Source organism: Undibacterium sp. 14-3-2 (assembly GCF_016595265.1).
In the GTDB taxonomy this organism is placed as follows: Bacteria; Pseudomonadota; Gammaproteobacteria; order Burkholderiales; family Burkholderiaceae_D; genus Undibacterium; species Undibacterium aquatile.
Genome location: NZ_JAENGS010000006.1, coordinates 225,364 through 249,200, shown reverse-complemented (window position 1 = coordinate 249,200; position 23,837 = coordinate 225,364). Strand labels below are relative to the sequence as shown.

Sequence of the window (23,837 nt, the reverse complement as noted above, 5' to 3'; positions counted from 1 at the left end):
AAGGGTGGAATTTCCACCCTTTTTTGTTCAGTTTCATTTTTATCCCGGTTTATTGTTCAGCCTTCTTGCTGCATAGGTTTAAATATGTCATGAGCATAGAGCCGATAACATTCGCCCTTCTGCGCGCGGCTATAGTTTTCAAAGAAAAATTTCAGGGTGTAACTGATGGTGGGGAAGGCAATATCATCCCAGGGAATTTCTTTTTCGGAAAACAGTTGCACTGCTAGACTTTCAACTCCAGCCGCATAATTCAGATCGAGTAAAGTGGCACGATAAAACAGGTGCACTTGATGCACGTGTGGCACATTCAGAATAGAAAATAAGTCATGCAACTGGATATTGGCTCCGGCTTCTTCCTCAGTTTCTCTTTGTGCGGCCTGCGCGGTGGTTTCATTGTTTTCCATGAATCCGGCCGGTAAGGTCCAGTAGCCATAGCGCGGCGCAATCGCCCGTTTGCACAGCAGGATTTTTAATTCACCATCCGCTTCCCATACCGGAATTGAGCCAACGACCATCTTTGGGTTTTGATAGTGAATAGCGCCGCAAGACGTGCAGACGAAACGTTCACGGGTATCGTCAGCGGGTATCTTCAGCTCGACGGGGGCCGCGCAGTCGGAACAGAATTTCATGGTGAATGGCGAAAAAATTAAGCAATTTCAGCAGTGTATCAATTCATTGTGCGTTTGGCGTGCTTTGGCCGGTAATTGAAATCACATGGCGAAAGATTTGCGCAAAGCAGCAAAAACGTGTATAGTCTATCTCTTCAGACGCGGGGTGGAGCAGTCTGGCAGCTCGTCGGGCTCATAACCCGAAGGTCGTAGGTTCAAATCCTGCCCCCGCAACCAGAATTACAAAAAAAGCCGCGTTATTACGTGGCTTTTTTACTTTTAACGATGATTTATTTTTGATTGTCTTCCTGAATCTGGACTACAATTTAGCATCTACTAATTTGATGGGTTGGACGTGCAGATTTGCGTCCTGAAAATACACCCTGATCTGGCCCGCTTGATGGGCGTCGACACCTGAATGGGTTGCGACAAAATTAAATGCATAAAGGTGTGGGTTGAAGCTGGGTTGTTCATGCTTCGTCCTGCTGTATGACATCTATTAAACCCGTGTAATTATATTTGCATGAATACTGCTGAGGCAAAGCGAGTCCTCGAAACAGCCTTGTTATGCGCGCTTGAGCCGCTGACGGTGAATTCTATGAAGAAGCTGTTTCAGGAAACTGACGATCAAGGTGATGTGGTTGGTGCTGATACCATCAAGTCGATGCTGGAAGATTTGCGTCTCGATTGGTCGGATAAAGGCATAGAGCTGGTCGGTCTGTCGAATGGCTGGCGTTTTCAGAGTCGTCCTGAAATGCGCTCCTATATCGATCGGCTGAATCCTGAGAAACCGCCCAAATACTCAAGAGCAACGATGGAAACCCTGGCCATTATCGCTTATCGCCAACCTGTGACGAGGGGTGATATCGAGGAAATTCGCGGCGTGACTGTTGCTTCGCAAATGATCAAGGCACTGGAAGATCGTTGTTGGATTGAGGTGATTGGTCATCGCGATGTTCCGGGTCGACCAGCATTGTTTGCAACGACCAAGCAGTTTTTAAGTGATCTTGGTCTGGCATCGCTGGATCAATTGCCGCCTTTGCAGCAAATTACCAAGGATGCGTCGGAGGACTCTGTTGAGTTATCCATGGCTGAGCCTGTATTGAGTGGTCTTGCGGATCAGTTGGGCGCAGGTGTGCAAGAGAGTTTAAGTTTGATGCAGTCCTCTTCTGATGAGATTGCGTCTGAGCGGGAAGTTCACGGCGACGTCGTCGATGTTGAGCTTTCTGCTGTTGGAAAATTAAGTGGTCAGGCTGCCGAAGAGTCGGTGCCAGATATGGAACCGGGTGCTGATCAGCTTCAGCAGCCTCAAATAGAATTAAAGAATGAATCCAATGAATCCTGAAGATGTGAAAGCCGATCAGACGCAAAGCGATGCTGATAATGGGAAGCAAGTGAAGCGCGGCGTGCGTGGTCCTCGCAATATGCGCAGAACGCGTGCCAAGTCTGATGTTGCTGCGCCGGTCGAAGCGACTGGATCTGGAGTTGCTGAGTCTGGCGCTGCTGCGCCTGATGCTGGTGAACGTCCGGCTCGTACGCCGAACCAGAATCGTCAGCGCAAGCCGCGCGCCGATCGTCCTGATGGTGGGCCGTCGTCTTCGCGCGCTGAGCGTCCTTCTCGTGAGGCTGGTTCTGCCAGTGCAGGTGTGCGCGGTAATGGGCGTCGTCCACAGCGGGCGAAAGGTGGTCGTCGTGATGTTGTAACTCCGGATGATGTATTTTCATTCGTCACTTCTGAAGCGTTTGATGCGGATGCCACTGAGGATGATAAATCGAAGGGCCGGGGGCGCAACGCTAAACCTGTGCGCCGCGACTTGACTGCTGATGATGATGCGCCGAAGTTGCATAAGGTGTTGGCAGAAGCGGGTCTTGGTTCGCGTCGAGATATGGAAGATTTGATTGTTGCCGGGCGTGTTTCAGTTAATGGCGAGCCAGCGCATATTGGTCAGCGCATATTGCCGACAGATCAGGTGCGTATCAATGGTAAGCCGATTATGCGCAAAGTGAGTAAAAAGCCGCCGCGCGTCCTGATTTACCATAAGCCTGCCGGTGAAATTGTCAGTACGAATGACCCAGAGGGGCGCAATTCGGTATTTGAAAGTCTGCCGACGATGAAGGTTGGTAAGTGGTTGGCGGTCGGTCGACTGGATTACAACACGGAAGGGTTGTTGTTATTTACAACCTCTGGTGATCTGGCGAACCGTCTGATGCATCCTCGATATGGCATCGAGCGCGAATACGCCGTGCGTACCCTGGGTGAGTTGGAAGAGGGTATGCGTCAGCGTTTGCTGGCAGGTGTTGAGCTGGAAGATGGTTTGGCGCAGTTCTCCAAAATTACCGATGGCGGCGGTGAGGGTGTGAATAAATGGTATCGGGTGATTATCGGTGAAGGTCGTAATCGCGAGGTGCGGCGTATGTTTGAGGCGGTTGGCCTGACTGTTTCACGTCTGATTCGTACTCGTTATGGTGCGATGACATTGCCTGCCAATCTGAAGCGTGGTCGCTGGGAAGAGTTGGGTGAGGATGCGGTGCGTAGTCTGCTGAAATTAAGTGGGCTCGAAAAAGCGGCTTCTGATAAGCCTGCGGCAAAAAGTGGCAAAACCTATGGCAATAAAGTGCCGTTTGGTGTAACACCTTTTACGCAAAAACAACCCTCTTTCCCCATGTCCGGTGGGCGTGGCGAATATGGCGCTGGTCGTGGCGGCAGCGCAAATGGCAATAAGTCTGGCGGTGCTGGCAACTACGGAAATGGTGCCGGAGGTGCTGGTAATAAACGCAGCAGGCAGCCTGATCCGCTGCAAACAGCACTGGGATTTCCTGATGCTGGTCAGCAGCGACGCGGGCCGACAGCCAGAGGAAGTGGGCAGGCGATAGGACAAGGGATCGCGGCGCGCAGACGTTCACGTGGCGCTTGATTTTGTGGTATGAATTGTCGTGGTTTTGTCCTGTTTTCCATTGCGACGGGGTAAATAATCGTTTATAATCTGGCAGTTAGTAGATTATGCCTGGTACGTTGTTTGGCTCGGGTGCTACGAAAAAAGATGGGCAGTTGCCCATTTTTTTTTGGTCTTATCGTTTGATATGCCTGAGTTTTAGTATGTGTACAGGTTTGTGACTTTCGGAGAATAGTTTGGTTTTGTTGGATTTAATAGAGAAGACTGTCAACGGCACTGGATATGATCTGGTGGATTTTGAACAGGCTGAACGTGGCTTGTTCAGGGTGTACATCGATTTTTTGCCGGACGACATTGAGAAGGGCAATATCACAGTCGAAGATTGTGAGAAAGTCAGTCATCAATTGTCGCATGTGCTGACGGTTGAAAATGTTAATTACAATCGTCTGGAAGTGTCTTCGCCAGGCCTCGACCGGCCGCTGAAGAAACTTGCGGATTATGTGCGTTTTGCGGGTGAAAAAGCGACAGTGAAATTACGTATGCCTTTGCCCGGTACGCCAAACCGTAAAACTTTCGAAGGCATTTTGCATGAGCCTGAAGGTGATAATCTGAAGCTGGAATTTGAAGTAAAAGATGGGTCGGCTCTGCTGGAGTTTTCGCTCGCCGATGTGGATAAGGCACACCTGGTGCCACAAGTGGATTTTAGGAGTCGCAAAGCATGAGTCGTGATTTGTTGTTATTGGTTGATGTGCTGGCACGCGAAAAAAATGTCGATGAAGAAGTTGTTTTCGGCGCGCTCGAGCATGCTTTGGCGCAAGCGACAAAAAAGCGTTTTCCAGGTGAAGTAGATATTCGCGTTGAAATTGATCGCGACACTGGTGAGTTCCGCTCGTTCCGCCGCTGGCATGTGGTTCCTGATGAGGCTGGCTTGCAACTGCCAGATCAGGAAATTCTGCATTTCGAAGCGGTCGAAGATGACGCCGAAATTCAGATTGGTGACTATATCGAAGAAGAAATCGAATCCGTTGATTTCGGGCGCCGTTTTGCACAAGATACCAAGCAAGTGGTATTGCAGCGCATTCGTGATGCTGAGCGTGAACAAATTCTGGCGGACTTCCTTGAACGCGGCGATTCTCTTGTTACCGGTACGATTAAACGTATGGAGCGTGGTGACGCGGTGGTCGAGTCTGGTAAAATTGAGGCTCGCCTGCCACGCGATCAGATGATTCCTAAGGAAAATCTGCGTGTTGGTGATCGTGTCCGTGCATATATTTTGCGCATTGATCGCAATGCTCGCGGACCACAGGTGATCTTATCCCGTACAGCACCCGAATTCATCATGAAATTGTTTGAGCTGGAAGTACCCGAAATTGAACAGGGTTCTCTGGTAATCAAGTCTGCAGCTCGCGACCCAGGCGTTCGCGCAAAAATCGCTGTTTATACTGCCGATAAACGTATTGATCCTATTGGTACCTGCGTTGGTATGCGTGGTTCCCGCGTTCAGGCTGTGACTGGTGAACTCGGCGGCGAGCGCGTTGATATCGTGTTGTGGTCCGAAGATCCAGCTCAATTTGTCATTGGTGCATTGGCACCGGCGAATGTGTCGTCCATCATGGTGGACGAAGATAAGCATGGTATGGATGTGGTGGTTGACGAAGAAAATCTTGCGATTGCCATAGGCCGTAGCGGTCAGAATGTACGTCTCGCAGCCGAATTGACTGGCTGGCAAATTAATATCATGACAGCAGAAGAATCTGCCAACAAAGCAGAGCAGGAAACTGCCGGTATCCGTGCTTTGTTCATGGAAAAACTGGATGTTGATCAGGAAGTTGCTGAAATTCTGGTTGAGGAAGGATTCTCCAGTCTGGAAGAGATCGCTTATGTGCCTATCACTGAAATGCTGGAAATTGAAGCATTTGACGAAGATACGGTTACTGAATTGCGTAACCGTGCACGTGATGCGCTTTTGACGGAAGCGATCGCTTCTGAAGAAGGCCTGGAAGGCATGGATGATGAACTGATCAACCTTGAAGGTATGACACGTGTGACCGCTGGCAAGCTGGGGCTGGCTGGCATCAAGACGCTGGCAGCTTTTGCTGGTTTGGCATACGACGAATTTGGCGCGATTTTGGCATTGTCTGCCGACCGTTCACGCCATTTAATTAAAGAAGCATTTGAAGATGTGACCGATGATGAGATGAAACTCATCGACGCTAAATATGATGATCAGGCCAAGGCTTTGTTAGCCAATGCCTGGAAACTCGTAGAAGCAAAGTAATTCACGGGTTTCATATTCATAACGCGCACATAGAAAAAGAGGACTGAATGGCGAGTAACAACGTTGCCCAATTTGCCACCGAGCTGAAAATGTCAGCGGATTTGTTGCTCACGCAATTGCGTGGGGCAGGTGTCGAAAAAAATTCGACGTCAGATTCATTGACAAAAGAAGATAAAGACCGATTGCTGGAACATTTGCGTCGTTCGCATGGATCTTCGGTTGACATTGAAAAGAAAAAAATCACTGTAACTCGTAAAGAGACAACGGAGATTAAGCAGGCGGATGCTACAGGCAAATCTCGCACCATTCAGGTTGAAGTTCGTAAGAAGCGTACGTTCGTCAAACGCGATGAAGTGGTCGCGGATGACGCGGCGGCGCGGACTGTAGCAGCAGAGCCTGAAGAGCCAGCGGTCAGCGAGGAAGATGCGCGCCGCGAGGCTGAGTTGATTGCACGACAAGAAGCTGAGCTGCGTGAAAAGCAGGAGCGACTTGCTAAGCTGGAAGCCGAAAAAGAGGCGCAGGCAAAAGCGATGCGAGAAGCGGCTGAAGCTGAAGCGGCAAAAGCGGCGGCAGATCAATTAAAGGCAGAGCAAGCGGCGGCGGCAGCTGCAGCAGCAAAAACTGTGGAAGTGAAGCCTTCCCAGTCAGATGAAGAGAAAAAACGTTTGGACGCAGAAGAAGCAAAGAAAAAAACTGCCTTAGAAGCAAAAGAGGCGGCTGATCGTGCAGCAGCAACAGAAAAAGCAAGAAAAGCAGTGGCTGACGAAGTTGCGCAGATCAAAGAAATGATGAATGCAGCGCGTCGGCCTGTGAAGGCTGCACCACCTGCGCCTGCAGTTGCCCCTAAGGCTGAAGGTACTTTGCATAAGCCTGCCGATAAAAAAGCCGGCGATAAAAAGCCAGTTGCGGCAAGTGCAGACAAGAAAGACGAGAAAAAACCGGCTGTTGGTGATAAGAAAGCGATTAAATCCGCGAATGTATCTTCAACCTGGCAGGAAGATTCTAAAAAACGTAGCGGTGGCCTGAAAACCCGCGGTGATACTTCCGGTGGTCGCGACGGCTGGAAAGGTGGTCCTAAAGGACGCCGTAACAGTCATCATGAAGAGCGTGAATCGAATTTCCAGGTGCCGGTCGAAGCGATTGTGAAAGATGTATTTGTGCCGGAAACACTGACAGTTGCAGAGTTGGCGCACAAAATGTCTGTTAAAGCATCTGAAGTCATCAAACACTTGATGAAATTAGGTCAGATGTGCACGATTAACCAGGTTCTCGATCAGGAAACAGCAATGATTCTGGTTGAGGAAATGGGGCATAAAGCATTCGCTGCAAAACTCGATGATCCTGAGGCTCTGTTGACGGACGTTGCAGAACACGCCGAGTACGAATCCTTCCCGCGCGCTCCGGTAGTGACGGTAATGGGGCACGTTGATCACGGTAAAACATCGTTGCTGGATTATATTCGTCGTGCCAAAGTGGCGTCTGGCGAAGCCGGTGGTATTACTCAGCACATTGGTGCCTACCACGTTGAAACTCCGCGTGGCATGATCACTTTCCTCGATACGCCGGGCCATGAAGCATTTACTGCGATGCGTGCACGTGGTGCACAAGCGACCGATATCGTGATTCTGGTGGTGGCGGCCGATGATGGCGTGATGCCGCAAACAAAAGAAGCGATTGCACATGCAAAAGCGGCTGGCGTGCCACTCGTTGTTGCTATCAATAAAATTGATAAACCGGGTGGCAATGCAGATCGCGTGACTCAAGAACTGATCGCTGAAAGCGTCGTTCCAGAAGAATACGGTGGCGACTCACCATTCGTTCAGGTGTCCGCAAAAACCGGTCTGGGCATAGACTCACTGCTGGAAAACGTTTTGCTGCAAGCGGAAGTGCTGGAATTGAAAGCACCGAAAGATGCGCCAGCCAAAGGTCTGGTTGTTGAAGCCCGTCTGGATAAAGGTCGCGGTACGGTTGCTACTATTCTGGTGCAGTCCGGTACTTTGAAACGCGGTGATGTGGTGCTGGCTGGTTCTTCTTATGGCCGCGTCCGTGCGATGCTGGATGAGAATGGCGTCAATATTACCGAAGCTGGCCCATCGATTCCTGTAGAAATTCAGGGGCTGACAGAGGTACCAGCTGCTGGTGAAGAAGTCATGGTGATGGTTGATGAGCGCAAAGCACGTGAAATTGCTTTGTTCCGTCAAGGTAAATTCCGTGATGTTAAGCTGGCTAAGCAGCAGGCTGCTAAACTCGAAAACATGTTTGAAAACATGGGCGAGGGTGAAGTTAAAAATCTGCCTATCATCGTCAAAACCGACGTACAAGGTTCGCAGGAAGCACTGGTTCAGTCTTTGCAGAAATTGTCTACCAGCGAAGTGCGTGTGCAGGTTGTGCACGCGGCAGTTGGCGGCATCTCTGAAAATGACGTTAATCTGGCGGTTGCTTCTAAGGCCGTTATTATTGGCTTTAACACCCGCGCTGATGCGTCTGCACGTAAGCTGGCAGAGTCGAATGGTGTGGATATTCGCTACTACAACATCATATACGATGCTGTCGATGAAGTGAAAGCGGCCTTGTCTGGCATGCTGGCTCCGGAAAAACGTGAGCAGATCATCGGTATGGTTGAAGTTAAACAGGTGTTCCTGGTCAGTAAAGTCGGTGCTATCGCAGGCTGTCTGGTGACTGATGGCGTGGTCAAGCGTACATCGTCAGTTCGTCTGTTGCGTAACAATGTCGTTACCTGGACTGGTGAGCTGGATTCCCTGAAGCGTTACAAAGATGATGCTAAAGAAGTTCGCGCCGGTATGGAGTGTGGTTTGTCGCTGAAAGGCTATAACGACATTCAGGTTGGCGATAACCTAGAAATATTTGAAGTACAGGAAATTGCACGTACTCTGTAATTCAAGCCAACCCCGGCCCAGGCCGGGGTTGTAGTTTGTAGAGGCAAAAAATAATTTATGGCAAAACATAGTAAAAATATACCGGGACGTGGTTTGCGCGTTGCTGATCAGATTCAGAAAGATCTGGCTGAAATTATCTGGTCTGAGTTAAAGGACCCGCGCGTCGGCATGATCACGCTGACGGAAGTGCAGCTCACGCCCGATTACGCACACGCAAAAATTTTCTTCACGACCTTGGCGGATGATGCTGTCGCAATCAAAGCAACCAATGATGCACTGACACGTGCCGCTGGTTTCCTGCGAGCCCAATTGGGTTTGCGTTTGCATATCCACACTCTGCCGCAATTGCACTTCATCCACGACACCTCAACAATACGTGGCATGGCCATGTCTAAGCTGATTGATGAAGCGAATGCCACTCGCGCTAAAGACGACGGCGAAAACTGATTTCTGACCGGAGTTCGCCCCGGCTTTCCAGACTTATGACAACTCAGATTAAAAAACGCCCCCGTGTTCCTGTGCACGGCGTCTTGCTATTGGATAAACCGGTTGGTTTTTCCAGTAATGACGCATTGATAAAAGCAAAGCGCTTTCTGAATGCGATGAAGGCAGGTCATACGGGCACGCTGGATCCATTTGCAACCGGCTTACTGCCTTTGTGTTTTGGTGAAGCGACCAAATTTTCGCAGGATTTGCTGGAAGCGGATAAAACGTATACGACAGTTGTGCATCTTGGCATTACTACCACAACCGGTGATACTGAAGGCGATGTGCTTGAGACGAAAAGCGTTGATGTCACTGAAGAGCAGATACGGCAGGTGTTGGCACAATTCACAGGCCCGATTGCGCAGGTTCCTCCTATGTATTCGGCACTGAAGCGTGATGGCAAGCCTTTGTATGAGTATGCGCGGGCGGGTGTCACACTGGAACGCGAAGCGCGCAATGTGGTGATTCATGAGTTGGAATTTCTTGGCTATGATGCTCCGTTGCTCAGCCTCAAAGTAAAGTGCAGCAAAGGGACGTATGTCCGCGTACTGGGTGAGGATATCGGTGCTGCGCTCGGATGCGGTGCGCATCTGAAAGAATTGCGCCGTATTCAGGTCGGCCATCTGGTATTGGAGAAATCGATTACGCTGGACTATCTGGAGTCTCTGCCTGAAGAACAGCGTTTGGCTTTGCTTGACCCTGTGGATGCTTTGCTATCTAGTTTTCCTGCAGTGCATTTGAATGAAGAATTAGCCGTACGTTTTCTGCATGGACAACGGCTGGCGCTTGGCAAAGAAGCCGTTAAGCTGCCGCAAATGACTGGCAGAGTCCGTGTGTATCGCGATACTGACGGGAAATTACTGGGTTCTGCTCAGCTACAGGAATTCGGTATTCTTGCACCGGAGCGCCTGATTAATACGCAGGAATAATATTTATCCGCACAAAGGAATGATCTGATGATGTTGTGCGGCAGGCGTGATGGATGCCTGAAGTGCCTATCATCATTTCCGTTGTCATCGCTTTGTAGCAACTCCTTGAAATAATAGGCGTTTTATGCTTTTGCGTTGCAGCATGTTATAATCGTCGGTTATCCGATTTACCCCAAATGAACGTTACCATGTCCACTACAAAACGCGCTATTCGTAACATCGCCATTATCGCTCACGTCGATCACGGCAAAACCACACTGGTTGACCAATTATTGCGTCAATCCGGTACTTTCCGCGAAAACCAACAGGTCGATTCCCGCGTGATGGATTCGAATGATATCGAAAAAGAACGTGGTATCACGATTCTGTCCAAAAACTGCGCAGTGGAATACAAAGGCACGCACATCAACATCGTTGATACCCCGGGCCATGCTGACTTTGGTGGTGAAGTGGAACGTGTATTGTCCATGGTTGACAGCGTTTTGTTGCTGGTGGATGCGCAAGAAGGCCCAATGCCACAAACACGTTTTGTGACGCGTAAAGCACTCGCGCTGGGTCTGAAGCCTATCGTCGTTGTGAACAAGATCGACCGTGAAAATGCTGATCCGCAAAAAGCAGTTAACGCGACTTTCGAATTGTTCGACAAGCTCGGTGCAACTGACGAACAACTGGATTTCCCGATTGTTTACGCATCCGGTTTCAAAGGTTATGCAGGTCTGGAAGACACAGTGCGTGACGGTAACATGGAGCCATTGTTTGATGCGATCCTGAAACACGTTCCTGCGCGTGAAGATGATCCGAATGGCCCGTTGCAATTGCAAATCACGTCACTGGAATACTCGTCTTACGTTGGTAAGATCGGCGTTGGTCGTATCTTGCGCGGTAAAGTGAAAGCCTTGCAAGATGTTGTCTGGATGAACGGTCCTGACGATAAGCCAACGAAGGCACGTATCAATCAGGTACTGACTTTCAAAGGTCTGGATCGCGTGCAAGTGGATGAAGCACTGGCTGGCGATATCGTGCTGATCAATGGCATCGAAGAAATCGGTATCGGTTCGACTATCTGTGCGCCAGATGCGCCAGAAGGCTTGCCTATGCTGAAGATTGATGAGCCTACTTTGACGATGAACTTCATGGTCAACAGCTCGCCGCTGGCCGGTCGCGAAGGTAAATTCGTGACAACACGTCAGATCCGCGATCGTCTGGAAAAGGAATTGAAATCGAACATGGCGTTGCGCGTTGTGCAGGCTGAAGGTGATGATTCCACATACGAAGTTTCTGGTCGTGGTGAGTTGCATCTGACAATTCTGATCGAAAACATGCGTCGTGAAGGTTTCGAGTTGGCCGTATCCCGTCCACGCGTGGTATTCAAAATGGTGGATGGCGTACGTCATGAGCCATACGAAAACCTGACCGTTGACGTTGAAGAAACGAACCAGGGTGGCGTGATGGAAGAGTTGGGTCGTCGTCGTGGCGATCTGCAAAACATGGAACCGGACGGTAAAGGTCGTGTGCGTCTGGAATACCGTATTCCAGCACGTGGTCTGATCGGCTTCCAGGGCGAATTCATGACATTGACACGTGGTACAGGTTTGATGAGTCACGTGTTTGATGACTACGCACCAGTGGATAATACCAAAGGCGAATTGGCTGGCCGTCGCAATGGCGTGTTGATTTCTCAGGATGACGGCGCGGCTGTTGCTTATGCGATCTGGAAACTGCAAGATCGCGGCCGTATGTTCGTCAGCCATAACGATCCAGTGTACGAAGGTATGATCATCGGTATCCATTCCCGTGACAATGACCTCGTGGTTAACCCGATCAAAGGTAAACAGCTGACTAACGTTCGTTCCTCCGGTACGGATGAAGCGGTGCGTCTGGTACCACCAATTCAAATGTCTCTGGAATATGCGGTTGAGTTTATTGAAGACGACGAACTGGTTGAAGTGACACCGAAGAGCATCCGTTTGCGTAAGCGTTTCCTGAAAGAACACGAGCGTAAAAAAGCTTCCCGCGAAGCGTAATCCCGACAGGGTTTATCCGGACAATAAAAAACCGCAGCTTAGTCTGCGGTTTTTTGTTTAATAAATCCAGGTTTATAGGCTATGCATTTTTCAGGCAGGTGGTTGGATTTGCCGTCGCACTATTCAGACTCTCCCCCTCCATAAAAATAATTTGGGGTGGCTGCTTCGACGAGTCGAAGTGTTTTCCTCAATTGCCAGTTTTGGGGCTGTGTGAGTGATGCGCAGGCTGAACGGTTTGCCTTTATGTAAAAGAGATACGTTCACCTCTGTATTTATAGAGAATTCATCTTGTGAGTCGCTTGTTTTAGCAAAATATTTTGATCTGGTAAGTTGATTCAGAATGAACGCTCAACTTTCACAATAACGATCATATCTGGCTTCCTGTCGGCCTTGGCGAGCTTGGCAGGCAAATCTTTAAGCTTTTCTGACCAGTGGCCAACATAATAAATTTCCTTGAAAGTCGCGTTAAAGTATTGCTTTAAAGAGCCTGCGAATGAATCACCAACAACCCAAATATATTTGTCTGACAGTGGTTTCTGGTTATAAATAATCTCGGCTGTGCCGAATGCTGATTCATGTTCATTTGGAATTTTATATTTATTCAACTGTGGCTTATTTTTCCAGATCACTTCCCAATTATCTTCTTTGTGCAGTGGAAAATTTTTTAAATTAGAAAGACCGATCAGGTCTCCAGCGTAAGTTGATTTATATTGAAAATTGACACCAGGCGTAGGTAAGTTAAACAATTTTGTGAAACCGGAATACGCCAAAAATGCGCCTTTGTTATTCCAGTGAGACTCCGTCATCCAATAAACAAGTCCTGCAGATTTTTTCGCGTTTAGTAAATCATTTGTCGGATCATAAATCGTTAAATTGGGAATGGTTTTTAGTTCGTCCAAAAAGAAGCTTATATATCTCTTTTTGGATGGAACTAGTTCATCGGGCAAATATTCCGGATAAATACTGGATTTATCTGGCCCAACAAGTAAAACAGTTTTTATATTGTATTGGGCGCTCACCGTGGCAATACTTGAAAAACTCTCTTTTATGGTTGCAATATCGCTGCCGGTGGGAACAACGGCAAGTTGAAGCTTCTCAACCAACTTACCGTGAGCGTTACCTAAAAATAACCAGTCGCCTTTTCCTCTGAACCATGTTTCAGAAGCGCCGAAAGCATGCTCAAAATCTCTTCTTTTGATGGTTGATTTGTCATATCCATGCGATTGCGCGAGAGCGGCTTGACTAACAAATAAAGCAGAAACTCCCGTTGCGATAATGAGGCCGCAAAGGATTGCGAGCGTGACCTTATTTTTATACATCCCAAGCCTGAAGGGTTTTCTAATTACTTTTACTGGCAACCATGCGAGCAGGACGGAGAGTGGGATAGCGATAATTCTCGCGTCAAGACTTGGCGAGCCACTTTTTACGATTCTTATAAAAGACAGGATTGGCCAGTGCCACAGGTAAAGAGGAAAGCTGATCAAGCCAAACCAGATAGCCACTTTATTCGATAATACAATACGGTTACTCCATGCCTGAGCTCCCGCAAAAATGATCAGCATGGCACCTGCTACAGGAATTAATGCCCAATTCCCCGGAAATGGCATGTCGCTGTTGATATGCGTAAAACCGTACGCCAAAAACATGAAGCCTGCGAAAGAAAATATATTGGATAAGGTTTTGCCGTCACTCTGACGCTTGCTGCTATAGAAAATAAAGTTAAAAAACTTGTCAAGTCTCTGTGTAAACTTGGAGAAATTTTCGTTTTTGTACACAGAAAGCCAAGCCAGTAAACTTCCGGATAACAGTTCCCAAAAGCGTGTATGCGGCGAGTAGAGGGTTGTCGTGGGATACTGCTCAATTCCCTTAATATTGAAGAAAAAAGAAATACTGGCAAAGAGAACGATGATGATAAAAATATTGAGTTTTCGCTTCCAGGGAAACCAAAGCAGTAGTGGCCAAAAGATATAAAACTGCTCCTCTATGCCCAGACTCCATAAGTGTAGCAATGGTTTGGTATCTGCTGAATTGTCAAAATAACCAGCTTCACGCAATAACAGCAGATTTGACATAAAACCTGCGCCAGCAGCGATATGTTTGCTTGGCTGGATTAACTCATCGCCCAGAAGCGCAAACCAGCCAAAAACAAAGCAAGCCACTAAAACGCATATCAGGGCAGGGAAGATGCGTTTAATGCGTCTGGCATAAAACTCCTTAAAACTAAAAGTACCTTTTTCCAGGTTCTCAAGAATGATCGTCGTGATGAGATAGCCTGAGATCACAAAAAAGATATCTACACCTATAAAGCCACCTTTTACCCATTCTGGAAATGCGTGAAAAGCGACGACGGCTATAACAGCCATTGCGCGTAATCCATCAATGTCGGGGCGATATTTGGGGTGGGAAAGAGGCTGGCTTGGAGATGTCATTAATACTCGATTACAGATGGTCCATTTGCTTCAAGATAACTACAGATAACTGATCATAAAGGCTGATAAAAAAATGCCAGATTATACATTCAACTTGATAATATTATCTACTTAATAATGTTTTTTTATTTCAATTTGTTGCTATCGTTTATATCAAGTTCGCCAACTGGAGCTACGTTGTTTTGCCCCGCCATTCGTAAATTGGTCGTAAAAAATTTGCTGAAATGATGGTACTAAGTTGTGGTGCTAAGTGGAGCTACTTGTACGAAAAACTATTTTCTCTTCTGGTCGTTCCAGTCGGCACATTCAATTGTTACTTCTTCATTTTGCGGGTTTTCCTCATTGTCATCTCTGCTTTATTCCGGTTACATTGGAAAGTTTATGTTGATACGAGTCCCTCAATATGCTGCGTACTGGCTCAGTATCGTTCGCTCGAAAGAGGTTAAGGAGGGGAGTTGCTACAAATGAGAACGAAGATATGGGGATGAAATGAGTCAGGGTTGGTCGAGGCGTAAGCAAGCCATATTGCTGATGATTGCCGCTGCCACTTTGTGGAGTACTGCCGGTGTTGCCAGCCGCCATTTGCAAAGCGCGGCAGGGTTTGAAATTGTGTTCTGGCGTAGCCTGTTTGCGGGGATTTTTGTGGCTGGGCTGATGCTGCATCAGTATGGTCGTGGCTTTGCTAGTCGTTTAAAACTGATGGGCAGTACGGGTGCGGTGTCTGGCCTGATGTGGGCGATCATGTACAGTTGTTTCATGACTGCGCTGACGCTGACCACGGTAGCAAATACCTCGGTGATGGAAAGTCTGGCACCACTGCTCACCGCTTTGCTGTCGTGGCTGGTACTGAAAGAGCGGATTCCGGTTGCCAGCTGGATTGCGATTGCGCTGGCCGGTTGCGGCATGGGCTGGATGTTCGCCGGCAATTTGTCGGTGACTGACAGTCGCGGCGTGCTGGGTATGCTGGTGGCGCTCGGTATTCCGCTGGCGTCATCGGTGAACATGATTCTGCTGAAACGCCGTTCACATACGGTCGATCTGATTCCGGCGGTGTTTCTGGGTGGGACATTTTCTGCGCTGGCGATGTTGCCCTTGTCGTTGCCATTTCAGGCTTCAATGCAAGACGTGTTGATCCTCGGCGCACTGGGTTTCTTTCAACTTGGATTGCCGTGTTCGCTGATGGTGAAGGCTTCCGCCCACCTGAAAGCACATGAAGTGGCGCTGCTGGCCTTGCTGGAAGTCTTGCTGGCGCCGTTGTGGGCGTGGCTGGGGGCGGGGGAAGTGCCCGCAACCGCCACACTGGCCGGTGGTGCGCTGGTGCTGGCCGCTTTAGTCGGGAATGAAATCCGTACTTTGCGACAGAAACACACTTAATCGCAGTAAAATAGCAGGTTATTTACCCAATTTTCCGCTGGCGCTAGTTACGCTGCGGTCTCGTTACGGAATGTTGTTATCATGAAATCTCCTGAACTCTTACTGCCAGCAGGTTCGCTGGAAAAAATGCATGCCGCATTCGACTTCGGTGCCGATGCGGTGTATGCCGGTCAGCCACGTTACAGTCTGCGTGCGCGTAATAACGAATTTTCTACGCTGGACGTCTTGCAGCAAGGCGTCAGCGACGCCCATGCACGTGGCAAATTGTTTTTTGTTGCCAGCAATATTTTCCCGCATAACTCCAAGCTCAAAACCTATCTGCGCGACATGGAGCCGGTGATCGCCATGAAACCGGATGCATTGATTATGGCCGATCCCGGTCTGATCATGATGGTGCGCGAAAAATGGCCGGAAGTGCCGGTGCATCTGTCGGTGCAGGCGAATGCGGTTAACTGGGCGGACGTGAAATTCTGGAAAAAAATGGGGCTGACCCGCGTGATTCTGTCACGTGAATTATCGCTCGATGAAGTCGAGGAAATTCGTCAGGAATGCCCGGACATGGAACTCGAAGTATTCGTGCATGGAGCGTTGTGCATCGCCTATTCTGGCCGCTGCTTATTGTCTGGTTATTTCAATCACCGCGATCCGAATCAGGGTACTTGCACCAATTCCTGTCGTTGGGATTACAAGGTCGAAAACGCCGCTGAAAACGAAACCGGCGATCTTGCACGGATTCCGGTGGAAACGATTAAATTCGATTTCAACAAGGCGCTGGAAGACGCCAATCAATCGTTCTCAGCGATGGGCGATATGCCGCGTCACCCGCTGGCAGACCGTCCTTATCTGATTGAAGAATCGACCAAGCCAGGTCAGCTCATGCCTATTCTGGAAGATGAGCACGGCACTTACATTATGAATTCGAAAGACTTGCGCGCCGTTGAACACGTTGAGCGTCTGGCGAAAATCGGTGTCGATTCTTTAAAAGTTGAAGGTCGTACCAAGTCGCTGTATTACGTCGCACGTACTGCACAGGTATATCGTCGTGCGATTGATGATGCGGTGGCTGGTCGTCCGTTTAACCCGCAATTGCTGGGTGAGTTGAATGGTCTGGCGAATCGCGGTTATACCGACGGTTTCTATCAGCGTCATCACACGCAGGATCATCAGAACTATATGGAAGGCGTGTCGCAGGCACATCGTAGTCAGTATGTTGGTCAGGTGCTGAACGTCGCCGATGGCTGGGCAGAGGTTGAAGTGAAAAACCGTTTCGCCGTCGGTGATCAGATCGAAATCATTTCACCGAATGGCAACGAAATCGTGACGCTGTCAGAAATGCGTAACAAAGAAAATCAATCGCTGAACATCATTGGCGGTGCAGGTCATACTGTGCGCATTCCGCTGGATGCGAAATACGAAAAAGCCTTGCTGGCGAAAATGTTGTAAGCGAAAAATTGCGTCATTATTGATGCAGTATTAAAGCAGTATTGAGGAAAAATTCGGATACTCCCCCCTGTTTTTCGTAAAAACACCCTGATGTCCTTATAAACAAAGGGGGTTTTTAGATACTCCGGGGGAGTATTTTTTTAGCCGCTGGATGGCGTGGTTTCTCTTTTCGCACATAGCCTGTGTCCTATCTACTCATACTTGCGCTGACGCTGACTTACTATCTGCTGCTCAGTCTGCTGTGTTTTCTGGTTTATTTTTACGACAAACAAGCGGCGATACAGCGCAGATCACGCGTCCCGGAGAAAAATTTACTGTTGCTGAGCTTGATCGGTGGCTGGCCGGGGGCGCTGCTGGCGCACAAATTTTTACGCCACAAGTCGATGAAGCGACCGTTTCTGCGCTGGTTTTTTCTGATGCTGGCGTTGCATTGGCTGTTGTTGTTTGCATTGCTTGCCGCCTGCGTATTTTTCGCAAACGCACATTAAAAAAGTGGCGGTCGTCACATTGATCTGTCTGCGTGATCTTCCATTGGAAACGTGATAAAACAAAGATGCCGCGCATGTCTGCAAATTTTTCTTACCCTTCATTTCAGCTCATTGACTTCTCTATGGATTTGTTTGACCGCCTCACTGATGATGAACTGCCCATCGTATATGCCACGGCTTTATATACTGCGCCGCTGAGTCAGACCAAAGCGCTGGAGTTAATGCAGCTACGCGGCGCGAAAACCCTGATGGGTAATCCCTACGATGCGAAGCTGCTCAAAGATCTGATGCTGGATTTGTGCAAGCGTCAGGTTTTGCGGCAGGAAATCGGCTTGGGTTATATCTTGCGTGATGACTGGCGCATGCCCGTATTGCTGCGTTTGCAGCAGACCGGCGGCATGAAATTGTGGATCAGCCAGATTCGTGATTTATTGAAAAAGCACGGCGAATATCAGCACTGGAAATCCTACGATGCCGAATTTTACAGCCGTGAAATGCTGTTTTCGGTGCTGCTCGGCAGAACTGATGAGGCCTTGTTATGGCGTGAAAAATTCCTCAGTGTGAAAAACGATCATGCGCTTATTCCTGGCGCAGAATTTTTCCAGCATGAGGATGGTATCCGCTTATTTTCGCAACTCCGGCCGATTGATCAGGGCATGGTGCTGACGGATATTTTTGTGAAAGCCAACTGGGAGTTACTCGATTGCCGGCTGGCGTATGACTACGCTTGTCAGCAGATGGATCAGGAATCGAATAGCTGGCCGCAATTGATGGGACTCGTCGCGTGGCAAGCCTTATTGCGCGGGGACTTCGACCGTCTCGCACAGTTGCAGCGTCAGTTACCGCCGCAATTTCAGGGTGAAATTCTGATTGCGATGGCGGTTTTGCAAAACAAAATGACTATCGCAGTGGGGCTGGCGCAAACCCATGCGCAGATGCAAAAAGTCAGCAGCGGTAAGCGGAAAATTTTTATTCCCGATTTACTTGGGCTGCTGAGTACAGTTGCGATGCTGGCAAAGAATGAGACCAGCAGTTTGCAACTGGCGAAAGCGCAGGTGGATGAGGGTGTGAAACAGCGACATGCGTTCAGCTACTACGTTTTACAGCCGCTGACGAATCACATGGCGCAAGGAATAGTGTTGCCGGTATCGCATTTTAATGTTCGTACTGCACATGATATCGACGCCTTGTTTGAGGCAATCTGCGCGTACTGGCAAGACGCACCACCTCATCCGCGCCTGCATGCAAAGTTGCTGGAAATGCGTGAGACCATGATCCGCTTCGGCTATCAGTGGGTTGCTGCGGAGCTGGATGTGTTGTTGGCGCATCAGTTTAAAGAAGTGCCACAATTCCCCGAATGGCATCGCCAGAAAAATATCCAGCCCTTGTTACTCGCTTTACAGCGGGAAGAAGGATGGAAGAGGGCATTGAATGCGTTGTCGCAACTCAAGCCTGCCAGCACTGTTGCCGCCGCAAAAAAAGAAGAAGAAATGCGTCTCGCATGGTTGCTCGAATTTCATTTTCAGGAGCTGAAAGCTGAGCCGCGCGAGCAAAAACGCAGCGCCAAAGGTGTCTGGAGTAAAGGGCGGCCGGTCGCATTGCGGCGGCTGGTACAAGAGCTGGATAGTTTGCCTTATCTTTCTGAGCAGGATAAGCAGATTGCTGCCTGCATACGCCGCGCATCGGACAGCTATTACGGTGGCAGTGAATTTGAAATCAATATCGATAAAGCGCTGCCGTTTCTGGTTGCGCATCCTGCCGTGTACTGGTCTGATGCACCGGATGTACGCATTGATGTCGTTAAAGGCGATATCGCATTGCAACTGAAAGAGAATGGCGACCAGATCAGTTTGCAACTGGAACCATTCATCAGCGCCGATGCGAGCGTGGTGTGGAAAAAAGAAACGCCAACCCGTCTGGCCGTGTACACATCGAGTCCGGAAATTAAACAAATCACCGGCATCCTTGGCCGCGGCCTGACCGTGCCTGTGACTGCCAAGGCGCAGTTAGTCGATGTGATTGCCGCGATTGCGCCGCATCTGTCTATTCATTCCGATTTGCCTGAGCTGGCTGCGCATATCGCGACGCTGGCGGCAGACCAGACCATGTTTGCGCATTTGCTGCCCTTACAAGAAGGCTTGCGCGTGCAACTGCTGATGCGGCCTCTGGGTGACGGCGGTTGGTTTCAACCGGGCAAAGGCGCGGCCAACGTGCTTGGCGAGCAGGCCGGTGTGCCGGTGCAGGCGAGTCGCGATCTGCCAAAGGAAAAAGCTCTGATGCAATTCGTGCTCGATGCGTGCCCTGCGCTGGCGAATGCTGAAGAAAGCGGGCAGGAATGGCAGTTGCAGCATCCTGAACAATGTCTGGAATTGCTGGAGCAATTGCGCGCGGTTCCAGTCGATAGACTACAACTGGTCTGGCCTGAGGGCGAACGTTTCCGTCTGCGAGGAAGCCGTTCGTTGCAGAATTTACGCCTGACGATCAAAAAGCAAGGAGAGTGGTTTGTCGCTGGCGGTGAGTTGTCGCTGGATGACGGGCGGGTGCTGGCGCTGCGTGAATTGCTGCAAATGGCAGGATCAGCGCGCGGCCGCTTTTTGCAATTAGGTGAGAATGATTATCTGGCATTGACCGACAGCTTTCGCAAACGACTCGATGAATTGCGCGCGCTGGGCGAACCCGGTGGTGCTGATGGTATACGTCTGAATGCGCTGGCGGCACCTGCGCTGGCAGAACTGGCTGCGGAAGCTGGCGAAATAGAAGTCGATGCGGCGTGGCGTGAGCAGGTAAGTAAGCTCGATGCGCTGGCCGATTTTTACCCGCAGGTTCCTTCTACGCTGCAGGCGGAATTACGTGATTATCAGCTGGCCGGTTATCAGTGGCTCGCGCGACTCGCGCACTGGGGTGTCGGCGCTTGTCTGGCGGACGATATGGGGTTGGGGAAAACGGTACAGACGCTGGCGCTGTTGCTGGACAGAGCGCCGGATGGGCCTGCGCTGGTGGTGGCACCGATTTCGGTGGCGATGAACTGGCAGTCCGAAGTCATGCGCTTTGCGCCGACGCTGAAGGTGCGTGCGTATCACAGCCATCGTTCACTGGCGGATCTCGGGCCTTTCGATCTGGTCATTGCCAGTTACGGCATGTTGCAGTCGGATGCGGAGGCATTCGCTGCGCAACATTGGCACAGCGTGGTACTGGATGAAGCGCAAGTCATCAAAAATTCCGCAACCAAGCGCAGTCAGGCGGCGATGGCATTAACGGCAGATTTTAAAATGATCGCCAGCGGCACGCCGGTAGAAAATCATCTGGGTGAGTTGTGGAATCTGTTCCGGTTTATTAATCCCGGCTTGCTCGGTTCTAAAGAGCGTTTTACCGATAAATTCAGTACGCCGATTGAGCGCGGTGATAAGCCTGCACGTCAGCATCTGAAAAAGCTGATACAGCCGTTCATTTTACGGCGTACCAAAACCCAGGTGCTGACAGAGTTACCACCACGTACCGAGATCACCTTGCAAGTCGAGCTGAGTGATGAAGAGCGCCATTTGTACGAAGCTTTGCGTCAGGAAGCGATGGATAAAATTGCGTCGCTCAGTGCGGAAGAAGGGCAATCGCTGAAAGTGCTGGCAGAGATTACTAAATTGCGCCGTTTTTGCTGCCACCCGCAACTGGTATTAAAAAATTCCACGATCAGCGGCAGTAAGCTGGCAGTCTTCGAAGAAACCATCGATGAGTTGCTGGACAACCGCCACAAGGCGCTGGTGTTCAGCCAGTTTGTTGATCATCTGGCGATCGTACGCGAGAGTCTCGATAAAAAAGGCATACGTTATCAGTATCTTGATGGCAGCACGCCTGCAATCGAGCGCAAAAAGCGCGTTGACGCATTTCAAGCGGGTGGCGGTGATGTATTCCTGATCAGCCTGAAGGCGGGCGGTACAGGGTTGAATCTGACCGCCGCCGATTATGTGATTCATCTCGATCCGTGGTGGAATCCGGCGGTAGAGGATCAGGCCTCTGATCGCGCGCATCGCATGGGACAACAAAGACCGGTCACGATTTATCGTCTGGTAACACAAAACACGATAGAAGAAAAAATTATCGCCTTGCATGCGGAAAAACGTGATCTGGCAGACAGTCTGCTGGACGAGGGGGATGTTGCTGCTCGACTGGACACAGCGGCATTACTGCGCTTGCTGAAGGAAAATGTCTGATGCCTTGATGTTCGAGCTGGTGAGCGACCCGCTGACCAGCACAACGTGGCAGTGAGTCAGCAAGGTAGCGAGGTACAATAGCGGTTTGCTTAACGCCGTATTGTATTTATTGTGACTACTAAAGTTTTACCGCCTCGCCGCGTCTCCGTGGCTCCGATGCTAGATTGGAGTGACCGCCATTGCCGTCAGTTTCATCGCCATATCACCCGCCATACCTGGCTGTACACTGAGATGGTGACGACCGGATCGCTGTTTCATGGTGATCTGCAACGTCATCTGGAATTTAATCCCGGCGAACATCCGGTGGCGTTGCAGCTTGGCGGCAGCGAGCCCGCTGATCTTGCACATTGCGCCAAACTGGGCGAAGAGTGGGGATATGATGAAATCAATCTGAATTGCGGTTGCCCGTCTGAGCGCGTGCAGAAAGGCGCTTTCGGCGCTTGTCTGATGGCAGAGCCATTATTGGTCGCAGATTGCGTGAAAGCGATGAAAGATGCGGTCTCCATTGATGTCACGGTCAAGCATCGTATCGGCATCAATGATGTGGATTCCTATGAATTCATGCGGGATTTTGTCGGGCAGGTGGCTGATGCCGGTTGCAAGACCTTTATCGTGCATGCGCGAACTGCGATCCTTAAAGGCTTGTCGCCGCGTGAAAACCGTGAGATTCCACCACTGAAATATGATTATGCCTACCGCTTGAAGCGAGAGTTTCCTGAGTTGGAAATTATTCTGAATGGCGGGATTAAAACGACGGCGGAAATGCAGCAGCATTTGCAGCATGTCGATGGTGTGATGATAGGGCGCGAGGCGTATCACAATCCGTATTTTATGGCAGACTTTGATGCGCTCTTTTACGATGATATGACTCCGGTCAAAACCCGTGAAGAAATTCTGCATGCGATGATTCCGTATATTCATCGTCAGTTAGAATTGTATGGCAATGGTGGCAAGGGTTTGCGCCTCAACAGCGTGATACGCCACATGCTGGGATTGATGATGGGACTTGTTGGTGCCCGCGCTTTCCGGCAAACCTTATCCGATAGTAAAAAACTGGCTTCCGGTAATCCTGACATCTTGCTTGAAGCTTTTGAACGCATGCAAACAGTGACTGCGTATGATCGCAGTCTGGAAGTATCTTCTCAATAATCAGAGGGCCTTATGAACATGTTTATCAAATCCATCATCGTTGCTTCCATCGCCACCGTTACTTTGGCCGCACAAGCTGAAATTGTGGTGAAGGATGCGTGGGTCAGAGCTACCGTGCCACAACAAAAAGCGACTGGTGCGTTTATGCAGATTCAAAGTACAAAAAATGTGCGCCTGATCGAAGTGCAGTCGGCGGCAGCCGGTCTGGTGGAAGTGCATGAAATGAAGATGGACAATAACGTCATGAAAATGCGTGCGATTCCTCAACTGGATGTGCCGGCCGGAAAAAATGTCGAGCTCAAGCCCGGTGGTTATCATGTCATGTTGATGGACTTGAAAGCGCAGGCAAAAGCTGGTGATGCTGTGACACTGAAATTAATTTTCGAAGATGAAAATAAAAAACAGGAAACAGTGGATGTGAAAGCGACCGTCAAAAGTCTGACAACGATGGAACACAAAATGTAAGTTTCATGACCCAAATTGTGACGCTTTTCTATGGCGAGTAAAAATTTGTAATAGCTTCCGGTGATGCGGGTTGGCGCAGTTATATTGTCGGCTGTTTCAACGCACGCTCCTCTTCTCACTGGATTGTGAGTTTATGCCTACGTAGGACTTACGTAGGCATTTTTTATT

Annotated in this window: 16 protein-coding genes and 1 tRNA gene; 15 read left to right on the top strand and 2 right to left on the bottom strand. The window is 49.5% G+C overall.

Features of this window, described 5'->3' with window-relative positions; translation table 11 throughout:
* Positions 1–56: 56 nt before the first annotated feature.
* A complete protein-coding gene (locus tag Undi14_RS14710) occupies positions 57–629 on the bottom strand; it encodes an NUDIX hydrolase (protein WP_200181152.1) in 573 nt (190 codons plus the stop codon).
* A gap of 139 nt (positions 630–768) precedes the next feature.
* On the opposite strand from Undi14_RS14710, the gene Undi14_RS14705 reads away from it, so the two are divergent.
* From Undi14_RS14705 to typA, 9 genes are all read left to right on the top strand, one after another.
* A tRNA-Met gene (locus tag Undi14_RS14705) sits at positions 769–845 on the top strand.
* Positions 846–1,131: 286 nt separating this feature from the next.
* On the top strand, positions 1,132–1,953 hold the full coding sequence (scpB, locus tag Undi14_RS14700) for an SMC-Scp complex subunit ScpB (protein WP_200181151.1): 822 nt from the start codon (positions 1,132–1,134) through the stop codon (positions 1,951–1,953).
* Positions 1,934–3,523: a pseudouridine synthase gene (locus tag Undi14_RS14695; RefSeq protein WP_200181150.1), complete on the top strand. Its 1,590-nt coding sequence runs from the start codon at positions 1,934–1,936 to the stop codon at positions 3,521–3,523. Before scpB ends, Undi14_RS14695 begins: the two co-directional genes overlap by 20 nt.
* A 215-nt stretch (positions 3,524–3,738) precedes the next feature.
* A complete protein-coding gene (gene rimP, locus Undi14_RS14690; protein WP_186885702.1) occupies positions 3,739–4,224 on the top strand; it encodes a ribosome maturation factor RimP in 486 nt (161 codons plus the stop codon).
* Positions 4,221–5,780: a transcription termination factor NusA gene (gene nusA / locus Undi14_RS14685; protein WP_186885703.1), complete on the top strand. Its 1,560-nt coding sequence runs from the start codon at positions 4,221–4,223 to the stop codon at positions 5,778–5,780. Before rimP ends, nusA begins: the two co-directional genes overlap by 4 nt.
* Before the next feature lie 47 nt (positions 5,781–5,827).
* On the top strand, positions 5,828–8,677 hold the full coding sequence (gene infB / locus Undi14_RS14680) for a translation initiation factor IF-2 (protein WP_190480822.1): 2,850 nt from the start codon (positions 5,828–5,830) through the stop codon (positions 8,675–8,677).
* A 57-nt stretch (positions 8,678–8,734) separates the two neighbouring features.
* The gene (rbfA, locus tag Undi14_RS14675; protein ID WP_186885705.1) at positions 8,735–9,124 is read left to right on the top strand and encodes a 30S ribosome-binding factor RbfA; all 390 of its coding nucleotides are present in this window, start codon (positions 8,735–8,737) and stop codon (positions 9,122–9,124) included.
* Between the two features lie 35 nt (positions 9,125–9,159).
* Positions 9,160–10,092, top strand: a complete 933-nt coding sequence (gene truB / locus Undi14_RS14670) for a tRNA pseudouridine(55) synthase TruB (RefSeq protein WP_186885706.1) — start codon at positions 9,160–9,162, stop codon at positions 10,090–10,092.
* A 188-nt stretch (positions 10,093–10,280) separates the two neighbouring features.
* Positions 10,281–12,116, top strand: a complete 1,836-nt coding sequence (gene typA, locus Undi14_RS14665; RefSeq protein ID WP_186885707.1) for a translational GTPase TypA — start codon at positions 10,281–10,283, stop codon at positions 12,114–12,116.
* 335 nt (positions 12,117–12,451) lie between these two features.
* On the opposite strand, the gene Undi14_RS14660 is transcribed toward typA, so the two are convergent.
* On the bottom strand, positions 12,452–14,545 hold the full coding sequence (locus tag Undi14_RS14660) for an acyltransferase family protein (protein ID WP_200181148.1): 2,094 nt from the start codon (positions 14,543–14,545) through the stop codon (positions 12,452–12,454).
* Between the two features lie 489 nt (positions 14,546–15,034).
* On the opposite strand from Undi14_RS14660, the gene Undi14_RS14655 reads away from it, so the two are divergent.
* The 6 genes from Undi14_RS14655 to Undi14_RS14630 all read left to right on the top strand — a co-directional run bounded on the left by Undi14_RS14655 (position 15,035) and on the right by Undi14_RS14630 (position 23,669).
* The gene (locus Undi14_RS14655) at positions 15,035–15,919 is read left to right on the top strand and encodes a DMT family transporter (protein ID WP_200181146.1); all 885 of its coding nucleotides are present in this window, start codon (positions 15,035–15,037) and stop codon (positions 15,917–15,919) included.
* Positions 15,920–16,000: 81 nt separating this feature from the next.
* Positions 16,001–17,362 (top strand): tRNA 5-hydroxyuridine modification protein YegQ, encoded by a 1,362-nt coding sequence (gene yegQ, locus Undi14_RS14650; RefSeq protein ID WP_200181144.1) that lies wholly within the window; start codon positions 16,001–16,003, stop codon positions 17,360–17,362.
* 182 nt (positions 17,363–17,544) lie between these two features.
* Entirely contained in the window at positions 17,545–17,850 is a 306-nt protein-coding gene (locus Undi14_RS14645) for a DUF1294 domain-containing protein (RefSeq protein WP_200181141.1), read from the top strand.
* 74 nt (positions 17,851–17,924) lie between these two features.
* A complete protein-coding gene (locus Undi14_RS14640; protein WP_200181139.1) occupies positions 17,925–22,055 on the top strand; it encodes a DEAD/DEAH box helicase in 4,131 nt (1,376 codons plus the stop codon).
* A 111-nt stretch (positions 22,056–22,166) separates the two neighbouring features.
* Positions 22,167–23,204, top strand: coding sequence for a tRNA dihydrouridine(20/20a) synthase DusA (dusA, locus tag Undi14_RS14635; protein ID WP_200181137.1), 1,038 nt, complete (start codon positions 22,167–22,169; stop codon positions 23,202–23,204).
* 12 nt (positions 23,205–23,216) lie between these two features.
* Positions 23,217–23,669: a copper chaperone PCu(A)C gene (locus Undi14_RS14630; RefSeq protein WP_200181136.1), complete on the top strand. Its 453-nt coding sequence runs from the start codon at positions 23,217–23,219 to the stop codon at positions 23,667–23,669.
* The last annotated feature ends 168 nt before the right edge of the window (positions 23,670–23,837 follow it).